This is a genomic window from Pseudomonas sp. H9 (genome assembly GCF_004353925.1).
GTDB lineage: Bacteria > Pseudomonadota > Gammaproteobacteria > Pseudomonadales > Pseudomonadaceae > Aquipseudomonas.
On sequence record NZ_SMOK01000027.1, the window covers coordinates 175976 to 195314 of the forward strand.

22 protein-coding genes and 2 tRNA genes are annotated in these 19339 nt (G+C 59.5%); 11 read left to right on the forward strand and 13 right to left on the reverse strand.

Annotated features, from left to right (window positions below; all coding sequences use genetic code 11):
* Positions 1-14: 14 nt before the first annotated feature.
* The gene (locus E1573_RS20960; protein WP_133216476.1) at positions 15-230 is read left to right on the forward strand and encodes a type II toxin-antitoxin system RelB/DinJ family antitoxin; all 216 of its coding nucleotides are present in this window, start codon (positions 15-17) and stop codon (positions 228-230) included.
* 129 nt (positions 231-359) lie between these two features.
* Here the strand turns inward: E1573_RS20960 and E1573_RS20965 are convergent.
* Both E1573_RS20965 and E1573_RS20970 read right to left on the reverse strand, forming a co-directional pair.
* Positions 360-435: transfer RNA gene (locus E1573_RS20965), tRNA-Thr, on the reverse strand.
* Between the two features lie 74 nt (positions 436-509).
* Positions 510-734: a hypothetical protein gene (locus E1573_RS20970; RefSeq protein WP_133216477.1), complete on the reverse strand. Its 225-nt coding sequence runs from the start codon at positions 732-734 to the stop codon at positions 510-512.
* A 470-nt stretch (positions 735-1204) separates the two neighbouring features.
* Between E1573_RS20970 and E1573_RS20975 the strand changes: the two genes are divergently transcribed.
* The gene (locus tag E1573_RS20975) at positions 1205-1564 is read left to right on the forward strand and encodes an SMR family transporter (RefSeq protein WP_133216478.1); all 360 of its coding nucleotides are present in this window, start codon (positions 1205-1207) and stop codon (positions 1562-1564) included.
* Positions 1558-1887 carry a multidrug/spermidine efflux SMR transporter subunit MdtI gene (gene mdtI, locus E1573_RS20980; protein ID WP_133216479.1) on the forward strand — a complete coding sequence of 110 codons (330 nt, stop codon included), beginning with the start codon at positions 1558-1560 and terminating at the stop codon, positions 1885-1887. The genes E1573_RS20975 and mdtI overlap by 7 nt, the downstream gene beginning before the upstream one ends.
* Before the next feature lie 239 nt (positions 1888-2126).
* Here the strand turns inward: mdtI and E1573_RS20985 are convergent, their stop codons facing one another.
* The 5 genes from E1573_RS20985 to E1573_RS21005 are packed head-to-tail and all read right to left on the reverse strand — an operon-like array spanning position 2127 to position 6378.
* Positions 2127-3347: a methyltransferase gene (locus tag E1573_RS20985; RefSeq protein ID WP_133216480.1), complete on the reverse strand. Its 1221-nt coding sequence runs from the start codon at positions 3345-3347 to the stop codon at positions 2127-2129.
* A gap of 44 nt (positions 3348-3391) precedes the next feature.
* Positions 3392-4081 carry an ABC transporter permease gene (locus E1573_RS20990; protein ID WP_133216481.1) on the reverse strand — a complete coding sequence of 230 codons (690 nt, stop codon included), beginning with the start codon at positions 4079-4081 and terminating at the stop codon, positions 3392-3394.
* Complete coding sequence (locus E1573_RS20995; protein WP_133216482.1) at positions 4078-4773, reverse strand: ABC transporter permease; 696 nt, start codon at positions 4771-4773, stop codon at positions 4078-4080. Before E1573_RS20995 ends, E1573_RS20990 begins: the two co-directional genes overlap by 4 nt.
* A gap of 56 nt (positions 4774-4829) precedes the next feature.
* Positions 4830-5591 carry an ABC transporter substrate-binding protein gene (locus tag E1573_RS21000; RefSeq protein ID WP_133216483.1) on the reverse strand — a complete coding sequence of 254 codons (762 nt, stop codon included), beginning with the start codon at positions 5589-5591 and terminating at the stop codon, positions 4830-4832.
* A 13-nt stretch (positions 5592-5604) separates the two neighbouring features.
* Positions 5605-6378 carry an ABC transporter ATP-binding protein gene (locus E1573_RS21005; RefSeq protein ID WP_133216484.1) on the reverse strand — a complete coding sequence of 258 codons (774 nt, stop codon included), beginning with the start codon at positions 6376-6378 and terminating at the stop codon, positions 5605-5607.
* Between the two features lie 196 nt (positions 6379-6574).
* On the opposite strand from E1573_RS21005, the gene E1573_RS21010 reads away from it, so the two are divergent.
* Together E1573_RS21010 and gabP are read left to right on the forward strand one after the other, a co-directional pair.
* Positions 6575-6754: a hypothetical protein gene (locus E1573_RS21010; RefSeq protein WP_133216485.1), complete on the forward strand. Its 180-nt coding sequence runs from the start codon at positions 6575-6577 to the stop codon at positions 6752-6754.
* 233 nt (positions 6755-6987) lie between these two features.
* Positions 6988-8382 carry a GABA permease gene (gene gabP, locus E1573_RS21015; RefSeq protein ID WP_133216486.1) on the forward strand — a complete coding sequence of 465 codons (1395 nt, stop codon included), beginning with the start codon at positions 6988-6990 and terminating at the stop codon, positions 8380-8382.
* Positions 8383-8457: 75 nt separating this feature from the next.
* Here gabP and E1573_RS21020 read toward each other — a convergent pair whose 3' ends face one another.
* The 6 genes from E1573_RS21020 to E1573_RS21045 all read right to left on the reverse strand — a co-directional run bounded on the left by E1573_RS21020 (position 8458) and on the right by E1573_RS21045 (position 13884).
* A complete protein-coding gene (locus E1573_RS21020) occupies positions 8458-8898 on the reverse strand; it encodes a hypothetical protein (protein WP_133216487.1) in 441 nt (146 codons plus the stop codon).
* A 78-nt stretch (positions 8899-8976) separates the two neighbouring features.
* Positions 8977-9987, reverse strand: a complete 1011-nt coding sequence (gene ppk2 / locus E1573_RS21025) for a polyphosphate kinase 2 (RefSeq protein WP_133216488.1) — start codon at positions 9985-9987, stop codon at positions 8977-8979.
* Between the two features lie 144 nt (positions 9988-10131).
* Positions 10132-10207, reverse strand: a tRNA-Phe gene (locus E1573_RS21030).
* Positions 10208-10298: 91 nt separating this feature from the next.
* The gene (locus tag E1573_RS21035; protein WP_133216489.1) at positions 10299-10571 is read right to left on the reverse strand and encodes an oxidative damage protection protein; all 273 of its coding nucleotides are present in this window, start codon (positions 10569-10571) and stop codon (positions 10299-10301) included.
* The gene (mutY, locus tag E1573_RS21040) at positions 10568-11635 is read right to left on the reverse strand and encodes an A/G-specific adenine glycosylase (protein ID WP_133216490.1); all 1068 of its coding nucleotides are present in this window, start codon (positions 11633-11635) and stop codon (positions 10568-10570) included. The genes E1573_RS21035 and mutY overlap by 4 nt, the downstream gene beginning before the upstream one ends.
* A complete protein-coding gene (locus E1573_RS21045; RefSeq protein WP_133216491.1) occupies positions 11632-13884 on the reverse strand; it encodes an AsmA family protein in 2253 nt (750 codons plus the stop codon). The genes mutY and E1573_RS21045 overlap by 4 nt, the downstream gene beginning before the upstream one ends.
* Positions 13885-14262: 378 nt before the next feature.
* Between E1573_RS21045 and E1573_RS21050 the strand changes: the two genes are divergently transcribed.
* From E1573_RS21050 to hisF, 6 genes are all read left to right on the forward strand, one after another.
* The gene (locus tag E1573_RS21050) at positions 14263-15918 is read left to right on the forward strand and encodes an OFA family MFS transporter (protein ID WP_133216492.1); all 1656 of its coding nucleotides are present in this window, start codon (positions 14263-14265) and stop codon (positions 15916-15918) included.
* Positions 15919-16133: 215 nt separating this feature from the next.
* Positions 16134-16727 (forward strand): imidazoleglycerol-phosphate dehydratase HisB, encoded by a 594-nt coding sequence (hisB, locus tag E1573_RS21055; protein ID WP_028942262.1) that lies wholly within the window; start codon positions 16134-16136, stop codon positions 16725-16727.
* On the forward strand, positions 16727-17365 hold the full coding sequence (hisH, locus tag E1573_RS21060; RefSeq protein WP_133216493.1) for an imidazole glycerol phosphate synthase subunit HisH: 639 nt from the start codon (positions 16727-16729) through the stop codon (positions 17363-17365). The genes hisB and hisH overlap by 1 nt, the downstream gene beginning before the upstream one ends.
* Complete coding sequence (locus E1573_RS21065; protein ID WP_133216494.1) at positions 17366-17629, forward strand: DUF2164 domain-containing protein; 264 nt, start codon at positions 17366-17368, stop codon at positions 17627-17629. It abuts the gene before it with no gap.
* An 84-nt stretch (positions 17630-17713) separates the two neighbouring features.
* Positions 17714-18463 (forward strand): 1-(5-phosphoribosyl)-5-[(5-phosphoribosylamino)methylideneamino]imidazole-4-carboxamide isomerase, encoded by a 750-nt coding sequence (gene hisA, locus E1573_RS21070; protein ID WP_133216495.1) that lies wholly within the window; start codon positions 17714-17716, stop codon positions 18461-18463.
* Positions 18464-18547: 84 nt separating this feature from the next.
* Positions 18548-19318: an imidazole glycerol phosphate synthase subunit HisF gene (hisF, locus tag E1573_RS21075; RefSeq protein ID WP_133216496.1), complete on the forward strand. Its 771-nt coding sequence runs from the start codon at positions 18548-18550 to the stop codon at positions 19316-19318.
* Positions 19319-19339: the final 21 nt, after the last annotated feature.

The following is a 19339-nucleotide window of genomic DNA, read 5'->3' on the forward strand; positions in this document are numbered from 1 at the left end:
TTGGGATCAGAACCATGGTGTCTATCAATGTTTACATCCACGAAGACCTTAAGGCACGAGCTTATCGTGTGCTAGAAGCACACGGCCTCACACCGTCCGAGCTGATGCTTCAGGTGCTGCTTTACGTTGCAGAGCGGGGCCAGTTGCCCTTCAAACAGGTGCTGTTGACAGAGGAGGATGAGGCTCTACTGGCGGCAGTACGCGAACGGCTTGCTGCTCGACCTGTGTAGGAGCGGGCTTGCCCCGCGATGCGGTGTGACTGACAAACCGTGATCGCGGGGCAAGCCCGCTCCTACCAGGTTGTGTCAGGCACAAACAAAAAAGGCCCACCTTTCGGTGAGCCTCTTTGTTACTGCGTATGGTGCCGGCACCAGGAATCGAACCCGGGACCTACTGATTACAAGTCAGTTGCTCTACCATCTGAGCTATACCGGCACAGGCGCGTCATTATAGCGATCAGTTTGCGTCTGTAAACTACTTCTGCAACATTCCTTTCAAACTCTTATTTCCTACCAGCCGCGGTGCAATGTCGTGGCGTCGGGTTCGGCCTTGGTTGGGTCGAACAGCATCGGTTTGTCCTGATGGCAGCCCTTCTTAGTGCAGTGCATGGTTGGCTGGTATGGCGGGGCGTTGTCGCCGGTCATTCGGGGTTGTGGGGTATCCCAGTCAGCCGAGGGGCTGCTGCAGCCGACCAAGGTCAGGGTGAGTGCAGCGAGGGGTAGTAGCGTCTTCATGCGGAATTCCGTTTTCTATAAGCCTGCGTCTTGAAGAAGGACGCGTTCGATGGAGCCGCCGCAGGCCACTTGTAAGCCTTTTGCATGGGTTGACCGGTCCTTCGGATGTTGGGCTGTGGCGGTGGATGATACATCGGTCGGGTAGGTTCATCGTATCGCGGGGCAAGCCCGCTCCCACCGGCTGGAGGTGGTTGGTGAATATAGTTTACGAAGCTTTCAGCAAGCTTTAAGGGGTTTCAACTGAATAACGCTTTAGATACGCGATATTTAATTAGTCTGTTTCTATCGATTTGATTTTGGCGATGCCTTGAGCTAATCTTCTGTTCATTATGTTGAACAGTAAAGCGTTTCTGCTCCCCACCTCTCGTCTGGTCTCCCGTGAAAATCACTGGACCGGCGGTCTGTAGCGCCTCCCTCGACAAGCAGCGTTTTCTCTACTTTTTGTCTGTTGCTGCCCGTGGGAGGGCATCATGCGTTCCTGGATCTATTTGTTTATTGCGATCACCGCTGAGGTGATCGGCACCGCGTCGATGAAATTCGCCGCGACTGAACACCCTGTTGTTGGCCATGGCTTGATGTACGCCATGATCGGCCTGTCCTACTTCTTCCTCGCTTTGGCGGTCAAGCGGGTGCCGGTGGGCGTTGCCTATGCGCTGTGGGAAGGCATCGGCATTGTGTTGATCACCCTGATCAGCGTTACCTGGCTGGGCGAAAGCCTGGGCCTGCTCAAGGCTGCGGGCCTGGGTGTGATGATCGCCGGTATCTTGCTGATCAAGGCCGGTACTCGCCCCGCCGCTGCCGAGCGCAACATGGAGGCCTTGCCATGCTAAGCATGAACTGGATTCCGTTTGCCTGGCTTGGCCTGGCCATTGCGCTGGAAGTCGTCGCTAACCTGCTGCTCAAGTATTCCGATGGTTTCCGCAAGCGTGGTTTGGGGATTACTTCGATTCTGTGTGTGCTGGCAGCCTTTACGGCGCTGGCGCAGGCTGTTCGCGATATTGAACTGTCGCTGGCGTACGCCATTTGGGGTGGGTTTGGCATTCTCGCCACGGTCGCCATGGGCTGGGCCTTGTTTGGTCAGCGTCTGGCAGGGCGTGGCTGGCTCGGGCTGGTGCTGTTGTTGGCCGGTATGAGCTTGCTGAAACTGGCTTGATTTGCCGCTTTAGCACTATTCACGTCAGGGCTTATGCACAAGGGGCATGCCAGCCATGCCCTCCACACATCGGCGCAATTCGCTCCGTTGGTCTTTGCGCAAATAGCTGTTTTTGCTGGCTATAAACCACTGGGCAAAAAACGATCAATCGCTGAGAGCGCTTGGATCCAAGGTTTTTGAGGGTTTTGTCAAAAGGTTGCCCACAGAGTTATCCACAGGCTGCGCACAGGTGTGGTGGGCTACTGGCGTTCGGCCAGAAGCATCAAGTTGCGCGGTGTCAGCGGTTGTTCGCAAAACACTCCCAGTTGTACCCGATAGCCTTGCTCTTGCAGGTACAAGCCACGGTCCAGTACCAGCCACAATTCCAGTGGGCGGCGGAACAGGTTGCGCAGCAGTTCCAGGTTGCGCACCTCGGCCAAGCGCTGCCAACCCTTGGCCTGCAATGCGTCCCAGTCGGGGGCGTGATGAATGTGCAGGTCTTTGAGTGCGGCAAGGTCGCGGCAGTAGTCTGCGAAGGGTTTGTGCAGCCAGCTCACCGGTAATGACGGTGTCGGCAGGTATTCATCGATGCCGCGCAATTGGCGTTGCAGCAGGTCGAAGCCCAGGCGTCTGGCCATCGACTCGTCGCGCTGACGCCGCACCCGTGCGCCGGCGGTGACGGTTTCGCTCAGCGGTAGGCCAAGGTCATCGATCGATAAGTGCAGGCTGGATGCGCGGGCAGCTACGGACAAGGGCTGGTAGTGCGGTGCGCGGATACGGTTGTAGCAGCACGGCGCAATGGCCAGCTGGCGACAACCTTGCTGGCTGGCAAGCTGAATCAGGCGTACATGCAGGTCGCCACAGGCGTGCAGGGCCACGGCGGTGTGTTCGCTGCTGAGGTGACGGTCCGCGCCTTCGGCCAGTACGTCCTGCAAGTGATGCAGGCTGGCCAGTTGGTGATGCTGGCTGAGTATCTGCCCGGCTTCGACCAGGGCCGGGTCGTACTCCAGGCAGGTCAGCTGTTGTGTGTCGGCCTGCAGCAGGCGGCGCCCGAGGTGGCCTTTGCCTGAACACCAGTCGAGCCAGTGGCGCGGATGTGCGCTGAAGTTCAGGTGGCTGGCGAATGCTTCGATCTGTTGCCACTTGCGCCCTGGTACATCGACATTGAGGCGGTGGCTCGCTGTGGGCACAGCGATTGTGGATAGCTCGCCCACCTCGGAGAGCTGCATTGCGGTAAGTGCCAATGCTGGGAAGGGCGCCGGAGCATCCAACTGTTCGGGATGATTGTGGGCTGCTTCTGCTTCACTCAGCGAGCGTTGTCGTAGCCAGGTGGCCAACGCCGGGTGCTCGGCTTCCCACGGCAAAGCCAGCTCGGTGAAGGGACGTGGCCGCCACAGTTGCTGGTGCTCGCGCAGAAAGCTGTCCAGAGCCTGGAAACGGCTCAGCAATTGGTGACTTTCTAGGGGGCGAGGTGTGGTCATGGGCAGGTACGAAAACGGGGCTGTGATAGCCCCGTTATACAGGTTCAGCGACCCTGGCAGGCGTCGACGCGTAGCCAGCGTTCAAGCAGCTTGAACGCCTGCACCAGCAGGAACGAGATCACCAGATAGAACAGGCCGGCGGCGAAGAAGATCTCTACCGGCAAGTAGGTACGGGCGATGATCGTCCGCGCCATACCGGTCAGCTCCAGCAGCGTTACGGTACTGGCCAGGGCGCTGGCCTTGAGCATCAGGATCACTTCGTTGCTGTAGGCTGGCAGGCCGATGCGCGCAGCGCGCGGCAGCATGATGTAGAACAGCGCTTTGGCCTTGGACATGCCCAGCGCCCGCGCCGCTTCGATTTCGCCGCGTGGTACGGCCTGCAATGCGCCGCGCAGAATCTCGGCGATGTAGGCGGCGGTGTGCAGGGTCATGGTCAGCACCGTGCACCAGAACGGATCACGCAAGTAGGGCCACAGGGCGCTGTTACGGACGGCTTCGAACTGGGCCAGGCCGTAGTACACCAGAAACAGCTGCACCAGCAGCGGTGTTCCGCGGAAGAAGAAGATGTAGCCGAAAGGCAGGGCGCGCACATACCAATGCCGTGAGGAGCGGGCGATACCCAGCGGGATGGCCAGGATCAAACCGGCAATCACAGCGATGGCGACCAGTTCCAGAGTCAGCGTGGCACCTTGAGCCAGGCGTGGCAGCCACTTGATGATGACTTCCCAATTCATTGGTTAGGCCTCGCGAAGCCGCGTGCGGCACGTTTTTCCATGAAGTGCATGCCGGTCATGGCCAAGATGGTAAGCCCCAGGTAGATCACTGCAGCAACCATGTAGAAGGTGAACGGCTGCTTGGTTACCGTTACGGCGATCTGCGAGTGGCGCATGATCTCTTCCAGGCCGATCACCGAAACCAGTGCGGTGTCTTTCATCAGGATCATGAACAGGTTGCCAAGGCCGGGCAGGGCGATGCGCCACATTTGCGGCAAGATCAGCTTGGAGAAAATCCGCCCTTTTGACAGGCCCAGTGCCAGGCCCGCTTCACGGTGGCCTTTGGGAATGGCCAGGATCGCGCCACGGAAGACTTCAGTGGCGTAGGCACCGAAGCACAAGCCCAGAGCGATAACGCCAGCAGCGAAGGCGTTGAGCTCAAGGCCAGGGATATTCAGGGCTTCGCCCAGCCGGTTCATCAGGCTGACGGTGCCAAAGTAAATCAACAACACCCAAAGCAGCTCGGGCACACCGCGCACCAGCGTGGAGTAGAAACCGCCGAGCATTTGCAGGGGTTTGTACGGCGAAGTCTTGGCCAGGGCGCCGAGCAGCCCCAGTACCAGCCCCAGCAGCAGGGCCGACAACGCGAGTTTGACGGTCATCAGCGTCCCGGCCAACAAGGCCGGACCGAATCCGTAGAGATCAATATTCATGGGCAGGTTTGTTCAAGGGACCGGCATCGCCTGCAGGCAATGCCGGTCGGGGCGAATCAATAGATGCTGAACGGGAAGTACTTGTCGTTGATCTTCTTGTAGGTGCCGTCAGCAACGATTTCTTTCAGGGCAGCATTGAGCTTGTTGCGCAGCTCGTCGTCACCTTTGCGCACAGCGATACCGACCTTGTCGCTTTCGTTCACTGGCTCGCCTTTGAACTCGTAGTTCTTGCCCGCTTCGGACTTGAGCCAGTCGTAGTTGGCGTACTTGTCAGCCAGCAGGGCATCGACACGGCCGGAGGTCAGGTCGAGGTAGGCGTTTTCCTGGGTGTCGTACAGGCTGACTTTGAAATCGCCGTCCATGCCGCCGTTATCGTCCAGCCAGGTAGCCGCCTGGGTGGCACGCTGGGTGCCCAGGGTCTTGCCTTTGAGCGAAGCTTTGTCGGTTTTGAAGTCGACCTTTTTCGGCGCAATGAACTGCTGCTTGTTCGAGTAGTACGGGTCGGTGAAGTCGACGGCCTGCTTGCGCTCGTCGGTGATCGACAGCGAAGAGACGATGAAGTCGAACTTCTTGGCGTTCAGGGCCGGGATGATGCCGTCCCAGTCGGAGGTGACCACTTCGCACTCGACCTTCATCTTGGCGCACAGAGCGTCGCCGATGTCTTTGTCGAAGCCAACAACCTGGCCACTGGCGTCCTTGTTGTTGAACGGCGGGTAGGCCGCCTCAATGCCCATCTTCAGTTTCTCGGCAGCCATTGCATTGGCCGAGAACACCAGCGTGGCGGCAGCGGCCAGGAGGAATTTCTTATAGGTCTGCATGCGTGTTGCTCCGTTAGCGGTTGCTGGACATGAATTGCTTACAACGTGCCGAGACCGGGTTTTCAAAAACCTGCTGCGGCGTTCCTTGCTCTTCGACCAGCCCTTGGTGCAGGAAGATGACTTCGCTGGACACCTGGCGGGCAAAGCTCATTTCGTGCGTAACCAGTAGCATGGTACGGCCTTCTTCGGCGAGGGCGCGGATAACGTTAAGCACTTCCTGGACCATTTCCGGATCCAGTGCCGAGGTTGGCTCGTCAAACAGAATGACTTTCGGCTTCATTGCCAGGGTGCGGGCAATGGCGGCGCGCTGCTGCTGACCACCGGACAGTTCAGCCGGGTAGCTGTGGCGCTTGTTATGAATGCCGACTTTATTGAGCAGCGCTTCGGCATGCTCGATGGCTTCGGCCTTGCTCTGGCCGAGTACGCGGCGGGGGGCCTCGATGATGTTGTCGAGGATGCTCATGTGCGGCCAGAGGTTGAAGTTCTGGAACACAAAGCCGATTTCGCTGCGCAGGCGATTGATCTGCTTGTTATCGGCTGCCACCAGGTCGCCGTTTCTTGCGGGCTTGAGCCGCAGTTCTTCACCCGCCACCAGAATCTGACCCTGGTGCGGGTTTTCCAGCAGGTTGATGCAGCGCAGCAGAGTGGACTTGCCGGAGCCGGAGGATCCCAGGATCGAGATCACATCGCCATCGCGTGCAGTCAGCGAGATGCCCTTGAGAATCTCCTGATCGCCGTAGCGTTTGTGCAGGTTGCGGATTTCCAGCGCGGGCGTGGCCTCAGCCATGTGCGGTCCTCATGTGTTCTGGTGCGCTCCTGCCGTTGGCGGCCGTTCTTGGCGAGCGCCAAGCTAGCATAGCGGCGGAATGACAGCCAACAAGGTCGGGAGGGGCAAGGGGTTGCCAGGAGGGTGAGTGTCGCATCGCTGCAGCGGACTGTCGCGCGGATGACCACTTACCGTCCTTTCCAGGGCCGGAGCCTTGATGAAAAAAGGCGCGATGGTGCCAGTTTTGGCCGGTGCTGGGAAGTTGTTTATGACCTTTAAGACAGCTTTGGCGGGTGAATGCGGTGAAAGGTTGCGCCCTGAGGTTGCGCCTTTTTGCCCTGAGGTTGTGCAGAAGGTGTTACCGCTGGAAGGATTTGGTGCACCCAAGCATTTGTAAGTGAGTATTTCAGTAATTGTGCATTTCTGCGGATTTTTGAGGGGCTTTCGGCCAACGCCTGGCAGAAAGGCCTGTAAGCCTTGTTGCACGAGGCTGTCAGATATTTCATACGAACGGTCATATCGCTGGCGCGCTTATTGCCTGACTACCCGGCAACAGGATGTAGCACTCTTTCTAAAGGGTGCACCTGACGAAACAGGATTCAGAAAGCCACTCCTTTCAAAGGTAGTTTTATGAGCGGTACGCACAATTCCAATGACCTCGCTCAGGGGCTCAAACAGCGGCATGTCACTATGCTGTCCATTGCTGGCGTGATCGGCGCCGGTCTGTTCGTAGGTTCGGGCCATGCCATCGCGGCAGCCGGCCCAGCCGTTCTGCTGGCCTATGCTGCTGCCGGTACCTTGGTGGTGCTGGTGATGCGCATGCTCGGGGAGATGGCAGTTGCCTCGCCCGACACCGGTTCGTTCTCCACCTATGCCGACAAGGCCATCGGCCATTGGGCCGGCTTCACCATCGGTTGGTTGTACTGGTGGTTCTGGGTATTGGTGATCCCGCTGGAGGCTAACGCCGCCGCAACCATTCTGCATGCCTGGTTCCCTGAAGTCGGGATCTGGGTGTTTACCTTGGTCATTACCCTGCTGTTGACCGCCACCAACCTGTTCAGTGTGAAGAACTACGGTGAATTCGAGTTCTGGTTTGCGCTGCTCAAGGTCGTCGCGATCATTGGCTTCATCGTGCTGGGTGTAGCTGCAGTGTTCGGCTTCCTGCCCAACAGCCAGGTCAGCGGTGTCAGCCACCTGTTCGACACCCAAGGCTTCATGCCTAACGGCCTGGGAGCGGTGCTGGCCGCCATGCTGACTACCATGTTCTCGTTCATGGGTACCGAGATCGTTACCATTGCTGCTGCTGAATCCAAGGATCCGGGCAAGCAGATCTCCCGCGCCACCAATTCGGTGATCTGGCGGATTTTCCTGTTCTACCTCGTGTCGATCTTCCTGGTCGTGGCGCTGGTGCCGTGGAACAACAGTGACCTGGCTGAAGTTGGTTCGTACCAGACCGTGCTCAACTTTATGGGCATTCCTAACGCCAAGCTGATCGTCGACATCGTGGTGTTGATCGCGGTAACCAGCTGCCTGAACTCGGCGCTGTACACCTCTTCGCGCATGCTCTTCTCCCTGAGCAAGCGTGGTGATGCGCCTGCTGTGGCTCAGCGCACCACCTCCAGCGGTACACCGTACGTTGCCGTGGTGCTGTCGACCGCCGCCGCGTTCCTGACTGTAATTGCCAACTACGTGGCGCCTGCTGCGGTATTTGAGTTCCTGCTGGCCAGCTCTGGCGCTATCGCCTTGCTGGTGTACCTGGTGATTGCTGTGTCGCAACTGCGCATGCGCCGTCAGCGCATGGCGCGGGGCGAGAAGATCGCGTTCAAGATGTGGCTGTTCCCGGGCCTGACCTGGGCGACCATCGCGTTCATTGTTGCCATTCTGACCGTGATGCTGATCCGTCCGGATCATCGCATCGAGATCGTGGCGACCGGCTTGCTGTCGATTGCTGTGGTGGCGGCGGGGCTGCTGGTGGCGCGTAAGCGCAAGGCCGAGGCGGCTGGGCGTGTGGTGTTGGAGAGCTGATTGATCGCGGGGCAAGCCCGCTCCTACAAGTGGTCCACTGTGGGAGCGGGCTTGCCCCGCGATAGGTTCCTGAAGTCAGCCAAACTGCTTCTGTTGTACCTTGGCCACCGCTTCGGAGGCCGAGACATAAGCCGCCTGGAACTCGTCGCTTTCCAGCCAGGCCATGGTGGTGTCTTCATCGGCACCGTCCAGCCATTTGCGGTAGGCGGTGAAGACCATGACGATGTAGTCAGTGGCGTGCTCTTCCTTGTGGCCTTTAAGTACCAGGGCCAGCAACGGATCAACCAGGAACACCGAGATCAGCGGCACCAGGCCGCCTTCCTGGGCTTGTTTCATCTTCTCGAACAGGGCGTTGTAGCTGCCCGATTCCATGGCTTTGTTGAACACCTGCTCGACGCTGGCGCTGGAGCTTTCGCCGGAGCTTTTGACCGCCTGGCCGCTACGCACCATGCGGTTCTCGCGTGCCTTGGCGGCGGCACGTTTGGCGCGTTTCTGTTGTTTGCTGTTGGAAGCCATCGGTGAACCCTGAGTCGAAAAATTTTGCGTATTGAAGCCTAGTTGGCAAAGAAACCCAAGTGCAGCCGACGGCTTCGCTCAGGCGGGCTGTAGCGGCTCGCCACGGTCTTCTTCGGCTTGCACCCGTGCCGCGCGCTCAACCAGCAGCGGATCGGGCTTGTGGGCCACGCTGAGGTCCTTGCCGGGGTAGTCGAGCGAATGCAGGAAGTGGCGGATGCAATTGATCCGTGCGCGCTTCTTGTCGTCGGACTTGACCACCGTCCACGGCGCATCGGCGGTGTCGGTATGGAAGAACATGGCTTCCTTGGCGGCGGTGTACTCATCCCACTTGTCCAGCGACTTGATGTCGATGGGCGACAGTTTCCAGTGTTTGAGCGGGTCATCGCGGCGCGAGATGAAGCGGCGCAGTTGCTCTTCGCGGTTCACCGAGAACCAGTACTTGAACAGCAGGATGCCGCTGTTGCACAGCATGCGCTCAAGGTCCGGTGCCTGACGCATGAACTCCAGGTACTGCAGAGGTGTGCAGAAGTCCATCACTCGCTCGACACCGGCGCGGTTGTACCAGGAGCGGTCGAAGAACACCATTTCCCCGGCGGTGGGCAGGTGCTGGATGTAGCGCTGGAAGTACCACTGGCCCTTTTCGTGCTCGGAGGGCTTCTCCAGGGCGACGATGCGAGCGCCGCGAGGGTTCAGGTGCTCCATGAAGCGTTTGATGGTGCCGCCTTTGCCCGCTGCGTCACGGCCTTCGAACAGTACGACGATGCGTTGGCCGGTTTCCTTGGCCCAGCTTTGCACCTTGAGCAGTTCGATCTGCAGTTCGTGCTTGGCCTTTTCGTATTCTGCGCGACGCATGCGCGTGCGGTAGGGGTAGCTGGCAGGTAGCTTCGCGGTGGTGCTGTCTTCGTTGGAGCCGCGCGGTGCAGTGGCAACCTTCAGCGCCGCTGGCTGTTGGCTGATGGTGCTGATCTCGGCGTCGACAGGTTTGCGCGTGGTGCGTGCTCGCCGTGGGCGGGCAGGGGGCAGGCTGGTGGTCGCCGATATGTCTGAGGTCGGCGCAGGCAGAGGCAGGGCGGTAGATTCTTCGGTCATTAGGGGCCTGTTGGTTTTTTCAAGTGTCCACAGGCAGCATAAGGCGAGGTGCCAGTCGCGTACTGACGGCGGTCAATGGCCCTCGTTTTTTTCGGCGCAAACAAAAAACCCCTGAATCTCGCGATTCAGGGGTTTCGGTATTAGTGGTGCCCAGAGACGGAATCGAACCGCCGACACGGGGATTTTCAATCCCCTGCTCTACCGACTGAGCTATCTGGGCAACGGGGCGCATTAAAAGGCTTTTTCAGGGTTACGTCAAACTTTTTTTGAAAATTTTTTAAATTAATTCCGTCGCTTACGTTTTTCGGGGGTTATTCGCTAGGCGGAACGTAGCCTTCGGCCTTTTCGAATTCCTGGCCGGAGAAGAACTTGTCCATCTCGCCCTGGAGGAATTTGCGGTCCTCGGCGTTCATCATGTTCAGGCGCTTCTCGTTGATCAGCATGGTCTGCTCTTTCTGCCAGTCGGCCCAGGCCTTCTGCGAGATGTGCTCGAAGATGTCCTGGCCTTTGGCGCCTGGGTACGGTGGACGGTCCAGGCCTGGCAGTTCTTCTTTGTACTTGCGGCACATTACGGTGCGGGTCATCGCGGCTCTCCTGTAAGCAATACGTCGGCCGCGCGTTTCAGCAACTTTTTCACCGGGGCGGCAAGGCCCAGGCGCGGCGGGGTGGCGAGGTTATACCAGAGCCAGTCGGGCTCGACCACGTGCGCCCGGGTGTCATCGACCCGGACCAACCACGGCTCGATGGCCAGCTGGAAATGGCTGAAAGTGTGGGTCAGGCCATCAAGTGCCTGCTGTACGCCAAGGTTCAGGCCGTGCTGTTCAGCCAGGTCTTCAAGCTGATCCAGGCTGTCGAGTTCCGGCAGGCTCCACAAACCGCCCCACAGCCCCGTAGAGGGGCGACGGTACAGCAGAATGGAACCTTCACGGTTTGCCAGCAGTGGCATCAACGTGCGGCGCTGTGGCAGCTCTTTGCGCGGCTTGGGTATTGGGTAACGGATCTCCTGGCCAAGCATGTGCGCTTCGCAGCCGATTTGCAGCGGGCACAGCAGGCAACTGGGTTTGCTACGGGTGCACAGCGTGGCGCCCAGGTCCATCATCGCTTGGGTGTAGTGGTTGACGCGCTGGTGCGGCGTGTAGCGCTCGGCATTGGCCCACAGCGCTTTAGCCACCTTCGGTTCGCCCGGGTAGCCTTCCTGAGCGGTATAGCGGGCCAGCACGCGCTTGACGTTGCCGTCGAGGATCGGCGCCCGCAGGCCCATGCTGATGCTGGCAATCGCGCCAGCTGTGGACAAACCGATACCGGGCAGGTCGGTGAGCTTCTCGACATCACGCGGAAACTCGCCGCCATACTGCTCGACGACGATCTTCGCGGTTTTTTGCAGGTTGCGCGCCCGGGTGTAGTAACCCAGGCCGGTCCACAGATGCAGCACTTCGTCTTCTGGCGCTGCGGCCAGGGCCTGCACGGTCGGCAAAGCCTCCATGAAGCGGCCGAAGTAGTTGAGCACCGTGCTCACCTGAGTCTGCTGCAACATGATCTCGGAAACCCACACCCGATACGGGGTAATGCCCTGTTGCCAGGGCAGGTCATGACGGCCGTTCCGGTCGTACCACTCCAGCACCGCGCTGGAAAACTGCTCGGGGCTCATTTCTTGAACAGCCCCTTGAGCGCGTCTTTGACTTCTGGGCTCACCTTGTCACCTAACTTCTCGTCGATCTTGTCACTGAGTTTCTCGCTGACTTTGTCGCCCGCAAGCTTGGCGGCGACTTTGCCCAGGCCGTCTTTGTCCAGACGGCAGGCCTTGGCGCCCAGCTCCAGCGGGCCACGGCAGCGCAATGGCAGTTCAAGGCCGACATAGCGTTCACCCACCTGGCAGGCCGGGTCGGGCATGTCGCGCTTGTCGCCTTCGACGATCACGCCCACCCGGTAGTCCATGCCCAGCACGCGCAGGTCGAGGTCGCCATGGCCATTGACACTCAGGCCGGGAATGCGGGCCTTGAGATCAGGGTTGGTAGCCACGCCATTACGCAGCACCAGGCTGCCTTTAAGCTCCTGGAACGGTGTGTCTTTGCCGCGCGGTTCGCCGCTCAGGGATTTGCGGTTGAGGGTGGCGATGGCCTGACACAGTTGCTGTTCAAGGTTGGCGTTGACCAGGATGCCGTCGTTGATGACAAAGCTGGCGTTGCCGTTGAGGGTTTCGACCAGCGCCTTCTGGCTGTTGCCGGTGGCGGTCAGGTCGCTGTTCAGGGTCAGCAGGCCTTTGACTGGTGGGGTTTCGGTCTGGCTCTTGATGAAGTGCTCGACCGGTACACGGGTGACCTTGGTGTTCAGGCCAATCTGCGGTACTGCCGGGCGCACATCCAGGGTGCCTTTGGTTTCAAAGCTGCCATCGTAGAGGCCGCCACGCAGCGCTTCGAGGGTGATCAAACCACCTTGGCCCTGGGTTTTCAGGTGGGCGTTCTCGATCGGCAGTTTTTCCAGGGTCAGCAAACCGAAGCTCAGGTCAGCCTGCAAATCGAGCTGACGCAGGCGATCGACCGGCAACAGCTTGTCGTTGCTCCAGGCTTCCTGGGTCGGGGCGTCGGGCAGTGGGGTGTTACCGGCACTGGCCAGGGCGCTTTGTTCCTTGCTCTTGACCTCGGCCTGACGCGCCGCCGAAGCGCTGGCTGCTGCTTCGCTCTTGGCCGGGAAGTAACGGTCGGCGTCGAATTTGTCGGCTTTGAGCTGGATGCGCAGGGCTTGCTTGGCGAAGTCTTCAATGGCCAGGCGGCCGCTGAAGGCGCTGTCGTCGAGTTTTACCGCCAAGTCTTCGAGGGCCAGGCTGTTGGGGCTGCCTTGCAGGCGGCTGACCATTTCGAACTTGCTCAGGGCGGTGGCGTCAGTGGTGGCTGGCAGCGTCACGCCGACGCTGTCGAGGAAGGCGCGCAGGTTGACCTGAGCAATAGACAGGCCGCCGCTCAATTGCGGGGTTTTGTCCAGCTCACGCACGTTCAGCTCGCCAAGGGCGCGCAACTGGTTGGCAGAGAGTTTCAGGCCGTTCCATTCAGCAACGTTGGCGGCAAGGTCGGCCAGCAGTTGGCCCTGGGCCGCGAAGGTCAGGGTTTTGCCTTGCAGTGGTTCGCCGGACGCTTCACCGCTGAGTTTCATGTCTTCGAACTGGTAGCGCTTGAGGCGACGGTCAAAGCGCAGTTCACCGACAAGTTCGGTGCGGGCCTTGAGAACCGGCTGACCCATGCTGACAAACGCAGTCATTTTCAGTGGGATGTTCACCCCCTCATGCACCACGCCGGTGCTCAGCTGGATGCTTTCGGCGCCGAAAGTCTGGCCGGTGCGGGCATCGCTGTACTGAACGCGGGCGTTGTTTACCGTCAGGCTGTCGATGTCGAGCTTGACCGGGCGCTCGCTGCTGTCGCTCTTGCTTTCGGCTTTGGTGTTGGTATCGCTGGCAGGGGCGGGCGCTGTACTGTCAGTGGTCGCTGCGGTGGCGGTCGGCAGCGGCTTGCCGATGTCTTCCCAGTTGCCATGTCCTTGCTCGTCGCGGCTCAGGATCAGGTTCAGGCCTTCGACACGCACATCGCTCATCTGCACTTCACGGCGCAACAGCGGCAGCACGCGTACCGACAAACCAAGCATCTGCAAGTCGGCGAACGGCACTTTCGGGTTGTTCAGTGTGGCAATGCTGGCCTCATGCAATTCCAGCCCCAGCCAAGGGAAAAGGCTCCAGCCAATATCGCCATTGAGCGTCAGCTCGACGTGGGCTTTGTCGCGTGCAAGCTGGCGAATCTCGTCTTTGTAGTCGTTGGGATCGAAGAGGTGGGTCAGGGCAAAACCCAGAGCCACAATGATCAGCAACAACCCGAGAAGCACTAGCCCCAGGATTTTGCCGAACGCTTTCATGGGCGAGTCCTTGTAGTCCGATTCAAAATTTAGCCGCAGAGTATAGCGCTGTGCATGTTGCCACTGGGGACAAGCACGGCTTATTACGGAGTTCTCCTGCAACATTGCCGGATATTGCCGCTGTCACTGACCTGCGGTGGTCAGGATTTCGACAGCGATAGGCATGGCAGTTCCTTGCGCGTAAGCCTCAGATTCCCGGTAATTGACGATATCAGTTTGCTTTCAAACTGGGAGGCTAATGCTACTCTTGCGCCGCTCACAGGCCCTGCTGTGGCGAAATGTCGCAATTTGTAGGGCAGTTGTGCCAAAAACGATCAGTTGCCGATGGGCCAAGGTCGAGAGCCGTGAGCTGACCATCTCTTTGAAGGGAACACAATAATGAACAGCAGTATCACGGCTGGCGCGCTCACTGGCGGCCCGGGTTTTCTGGTCAAGGAGCGGATCATTGCCGCGCCGGGCTTTAACCGTTGGTTGGTGCCGCCAGCGGCCTTGGCGATTCATCTGTGCATTGGTATGGCCTATGGCTTCTCGGTGTTCTGGTTGCCGTTGTCGCAAGCGATTGGCATCACCGCGCCGGTTGCCTGTGCACCTGACATGGGCTTCTTCGCCCGCTTGTTCAGCAGCGAGTGCGACTGGCAGATCTCGATGTTGAGCTGGATCTACACGCTGTTCTTCGTGTTCCTTGGCTGCTCTGCTGCGGTATGGGGCGGTTGGCTGGAGCATGCCGGGCCGCGCAAGGCCGGGGTGGTGTCGGCGCTTTGCTGGTGTTGTGGTTTGCTGATGTCGGCATACGGCATTTACATCCACCAACTGTGGCTGATGTGGCTGGGGTCGGGTGTTATTGGCGGTATTGGCTTGGGCCTTGGCTACATTTCCCCGGTTTCGACCCTGATCAAGTGGTTCCCCGACAAGCGCGGCATGGCTACCGGCATGGCCATCATGGGCTTTGGCGGTGGCGCGATGGTTGGCGCACCGTTGGCCGCAGCGTTGATGAACCACTTTGCCACCCCGGACAGTGTCGGCGTGTGGCAGAGTTTTGTGGTGATGGCTGGCATCTACTTTGTGTTCATGATCGGCGGTGCCTTGGCCTACCGTGTGCCGCCCACCGGCTGGAAACCTGAAGGCTGGGCCGCGCCGTTGAAGAAGGCCAGCAATGCAATGATCACCCACCGTCACGTGCACGTGAGTGTGGCGTGGAGAACCCCACAGTTCGCGCTGATCTGGCTGGTGCTTTGCCTGAATGTGTCGGCAGGTATTGGCATTCTCGGCATGGCCTCGCCGCTGTTGCAGGAGGTGTTTGCTGGCAAGTTGTTGGGTAATGACCTGAGCTTCAGCGAACTCAGCACCGTGCAATTGACCCAGATCGCGGCCATTGCTGCCGGGTTTACCGGCCTGTTGAGCCTGTTCAACATTGGCGGGCGCTTTTTCTGGGCTTCGTTCTCCGACTATATCGGCCGCAAGAACACCTATTTCGCTTTCTTCGCCTTGGGTGTAGCGCTGTATGCGCTGATTCCGAACATGGGCCATTTGGGCAACATCGCCCTGTTCGTGGCGGCGTTTTGCATCATTCTGTCGATGTATGGCGGCGGTTTCGCCACTGTGCCGGCGTATCTGGCGGATCTGTTTGGTACGCAGATGGTCGGTGCCATTCACGGTCGCCTGCTGACTGCCTGGGCAGCGGCTGGCGTGCTGGGGCCGGTGTTGATCACCTATCTGCGTGAGTATCAGCTGGCACTGGGCGTTGAGCGTGCTGCGGTGTACGACATCACCCTGTACATCCTTGCCGGCCTGCTGGTGCTGGGCTTTGTTTGCAACCTGCTGGTGCGCCCGGTGGCCGACAAGCACTTCATGACCGACGCACAATTGGCGGCTGAACAGGCCTTGGGCCATGACCAGGGCAACGCGCGTGTGCTGGAGTGGCATGCAGCGCCGGGCAGCCTGCCATTGGTGATCGCCGCCTGGTTGGCGGTAGGGATTCCGCTGGCCTGGGGCATCTGGGTGACCCTGCAAAAAACCGCAGTACTGTTCAACTGACGGAATGCAGAGCTCGGTGGGAGCGGGCTTGCCCCGCGATACGATGTGACTGACAGATCGCTATCGCGGGGCAAGCCCGCTCCTACCGTAGGAAATTGTGTAAGTCAGGGCTTTTGCAGGTAATTCCCCTGCCACATGTCATCTTCGTTTCATGCTGCGCGCTTCTGGGCCTATAATGATCGCCTTTTTCGCCCAATGATTTTGCGGAGCTGGTGATGGTCGAACGTAAGGCTTCCGTCGAGCGCAATACTCTGGAGACCCAGATCAAGGCCTCGATCAACCTGGATGGCAGCGGCAAGGCCCGATTTGATATCGGCGTGCCTTTCCTTGAACACATGCTCGACCAAATCGCCCGACATGGGCTGATTGATCTCGACATCGAGTGCAAGGGCGACCTGCATATCGACGATCACCATACCGTCGAAGACGTCGGTATTACCCTGGGCCAGGCCTTCAATCAGGCTATTGGCGACAAGAAGGGTATCCGCCGCTACGGTCACGCCTATGTACCGCTCGACGAAGCCTTGTCGCGTGTCGTCATCGACTTCTCCGGCCGCCCAGGCCTGCAGATGCACGTGCCGTACACCCGCGCTTCGGTAGGCGGTTTCGATGTTGACCTGTTCCAGGAGTTCTTCCAGGGCTTCGTCAACCACGCCAACGTCACCCTGCACATCGACAACCTGCGTGGGCACAACACCCACCACCAGATCGAAACGGTGTTCAAGGCGTTTGGCCGCGCGCTGCGTATGGCCATCGAGCTGGATGAGCGCATGGCCGGGCAGATGCCGTCGACCAAGGGTTGCCTGTAATGCAGACAGTTGCCGTTATCGACTATGGCATGGGCAACCTGCACTCGGTGGCCAAGGCGCTGGAGCACGTTGGCGCCGGCAAAGTGCTGATCACCAGCGATGCTGCGGTGATCCGCGAGGCCGACCGTGTGGTATTCCCGGGCGTGGGCGCGATTCGCGACTGCATGGCCGAAATTCGCCGTCTGGGCTTTGACAGCCTGGTGCGTGAAGTCAGCCAGGACCGTCCGTTCCTGGGCATTTGCGTGGGCATGCAGGCCCTGCTCGATCACAGCGAAGAGAACGACGGTGTCGATTGCATCGGTATGTTCCCTGGCCAGGTGAAGTTCTTCGGCAAAGACCTGCACGAAGACGGCGAGCATCTGAAGGTGCCGCACATGGGTTGGAACGAAGTCACCCAGTCCATCGACCACCCGCTGTGGCACAACATTCCTGACTTGGCGCGTTTCTATTTCGTGCACAGCTACTACATCACCGCGGCCAAGGCCGTGCAGGTGGTGGGCCGTGGTCACTATGGCGTCGATTTCGCCGCGGCGCTGGCTGAAGGCTCGCGTTTTGCCGTGCAGTTCCATCCGGAGAAGAGCCATACCCACGGCCTGCAGTTGCTGCAGAACTTCGCTGCCTGGGATGGCCGCTGGTAAATGAGCAAATCCAGGACCAAGGCCCCGATCCTCACCCTCGCACCGGAACAGGAGCGCGAGGCGCTGGACGTGCTCAAGCGCTTTCTCGAAGACCGTTTCGAGCTGCAGCTGGGGTCGTTCGAGGTGGCCGAGGTACTGGAGCTGTTCAGCAAAGAAATTGCTCCGCATTACTACAACAGGGCGATTTTCGACGTGCAGGCGCACCTCAAAGAGAGGTTCGAAAGCATCGAAAGCGACCTGTGGGCGCTAGAGAAAAGCAGCTGAAGCGACAAGCTGCAAGAGACCAGACATGCATGCTTGCAGCTTGTGGCTTGCAGCTTGCAGCTCTTTTTTACGAAGGAAAAAAGCATGCTGATTATTCCCGCTATCGATCTTAAAGACGGTGCCTGCGTACGTCTGCGCCAAGGCCGCATGGAAGATTCCACAGTATTTTCCGATGACCCGGTGAGCATGGCTGCCAAATGGGTCGAGGGCGGCTGCCGTCGTTTGCATCTGGTCGATCTGAACGGTGCCTTTGAAGGCCAGCCGGTCAACGGCGAAGTGGTTACCGCGATTGCCAAGCGCTACCCGAACCTGCCGATCCAGATCGGTGGCGGTATCCGCTCGCTGGAAACCATCGAGCACTACGTCAAAGCCGGCGTCAGCTACGTGATCATCGGCACCAAGGCGGTCAAAGAGCCTGAGTTTGTTGCCGAAGCGTGCCGCGCTTTCCCGGGCAAGGTGATTGTCGGCCTCGACGCCAAAGACGGCTTCGTCGCCACCGACGGCTGGGCTGAAGTCAGCTCGGTGCAGGTCATCGACCTGGCCAAGCGTTTCGAAGCCGACGGCGTCTCGGCCATCGTTTACACCGACATCGCCAAAGACGGCATGATGCAGGGCTGCAACGTACCGTTCACCGCTGCGTTGGCCGCTGCCACCAAAATCCCGGTTATCGCTTCCGGCGGTATCCACAACCTGGGTGACATCAAGGCCCTGCTCGACGCCAAGGCGCCAGGCATCATCGGTGCGATCACCGGCCGGGCAATCTACGAAGGCACCCTGGATGTCGCCGAGGCACAAGCCTTCTGCGACACCTATTCGGTTAGCTCCAAGTCGTAAGCGGCAAGCTGCAAGTTCGAAGCGCGACCGCGTCGCTCTTTACTTGCAGCTTGAAGCTTAAAGCTTGCAACTTGAGGACTCCCTATGGCCCTGGCCAAACGCATCATCCCTTGCCTGGACGTCGATAACGGCCGCGTGGTCAAAGGCGTCAAGTTCGAGAACATTCGCGATGCTGGCGACCCGGTTGAAATCGCCCGTCGCTACGATGAACAAGGCGCGGACGAAATCACCTTCCTCGACATCACCGCCAGCGTCGATGGCCGTGACACCACCCTGCATACCGTCGAGCGTATGGCCAGCCAGGTGTTCATTCCGCTGACCGTAGGTGGCGGCGTGCGTACCGTGCAAGACATCCGCAACCTGCTCAATGCCGGTGCCGACAAGGTGTCGATCAACACCGCTGCGGTGTTCAACCCGGAGTTCGTGGGCGAAGCTGCCGCGCATTTCGGTTCGCAGTGCATCGTGGTGGCCATCGACGCCAAGAAGGTTTCAGGCCCGGGCCAAGCCCCGCGCTGGGAAATCTTCACCCACGGCGGTCGCAAGCCGACTGGCCTGGACGCGGTGGAGTGGGCCAAGAAGATGGAAGGCCTGGGGGCCGGTGAGATCCTGCTGACCAGCATGGATCAGGACGGCATGAAGAACGGCTTTGACCTGGGTGTCACCCGGGCCATCAGCGATGCCCTGGGTATTCCGGTGATTGCTTCGGGTGGTGTGGGCAACCTGCAGCACCTGGCCGACGGCATCCTTGAAGGCCACGCCAGTGCAGTGCTGGCGGCGAGTATTTTCCACTTCGGTGAGTACACCGTGCCAGAAGCCAAGGCGTTCATGGCCAAGCAAGGGATCGTGGTTCGCTGACGGTCCTCTATCGCGGGGCAA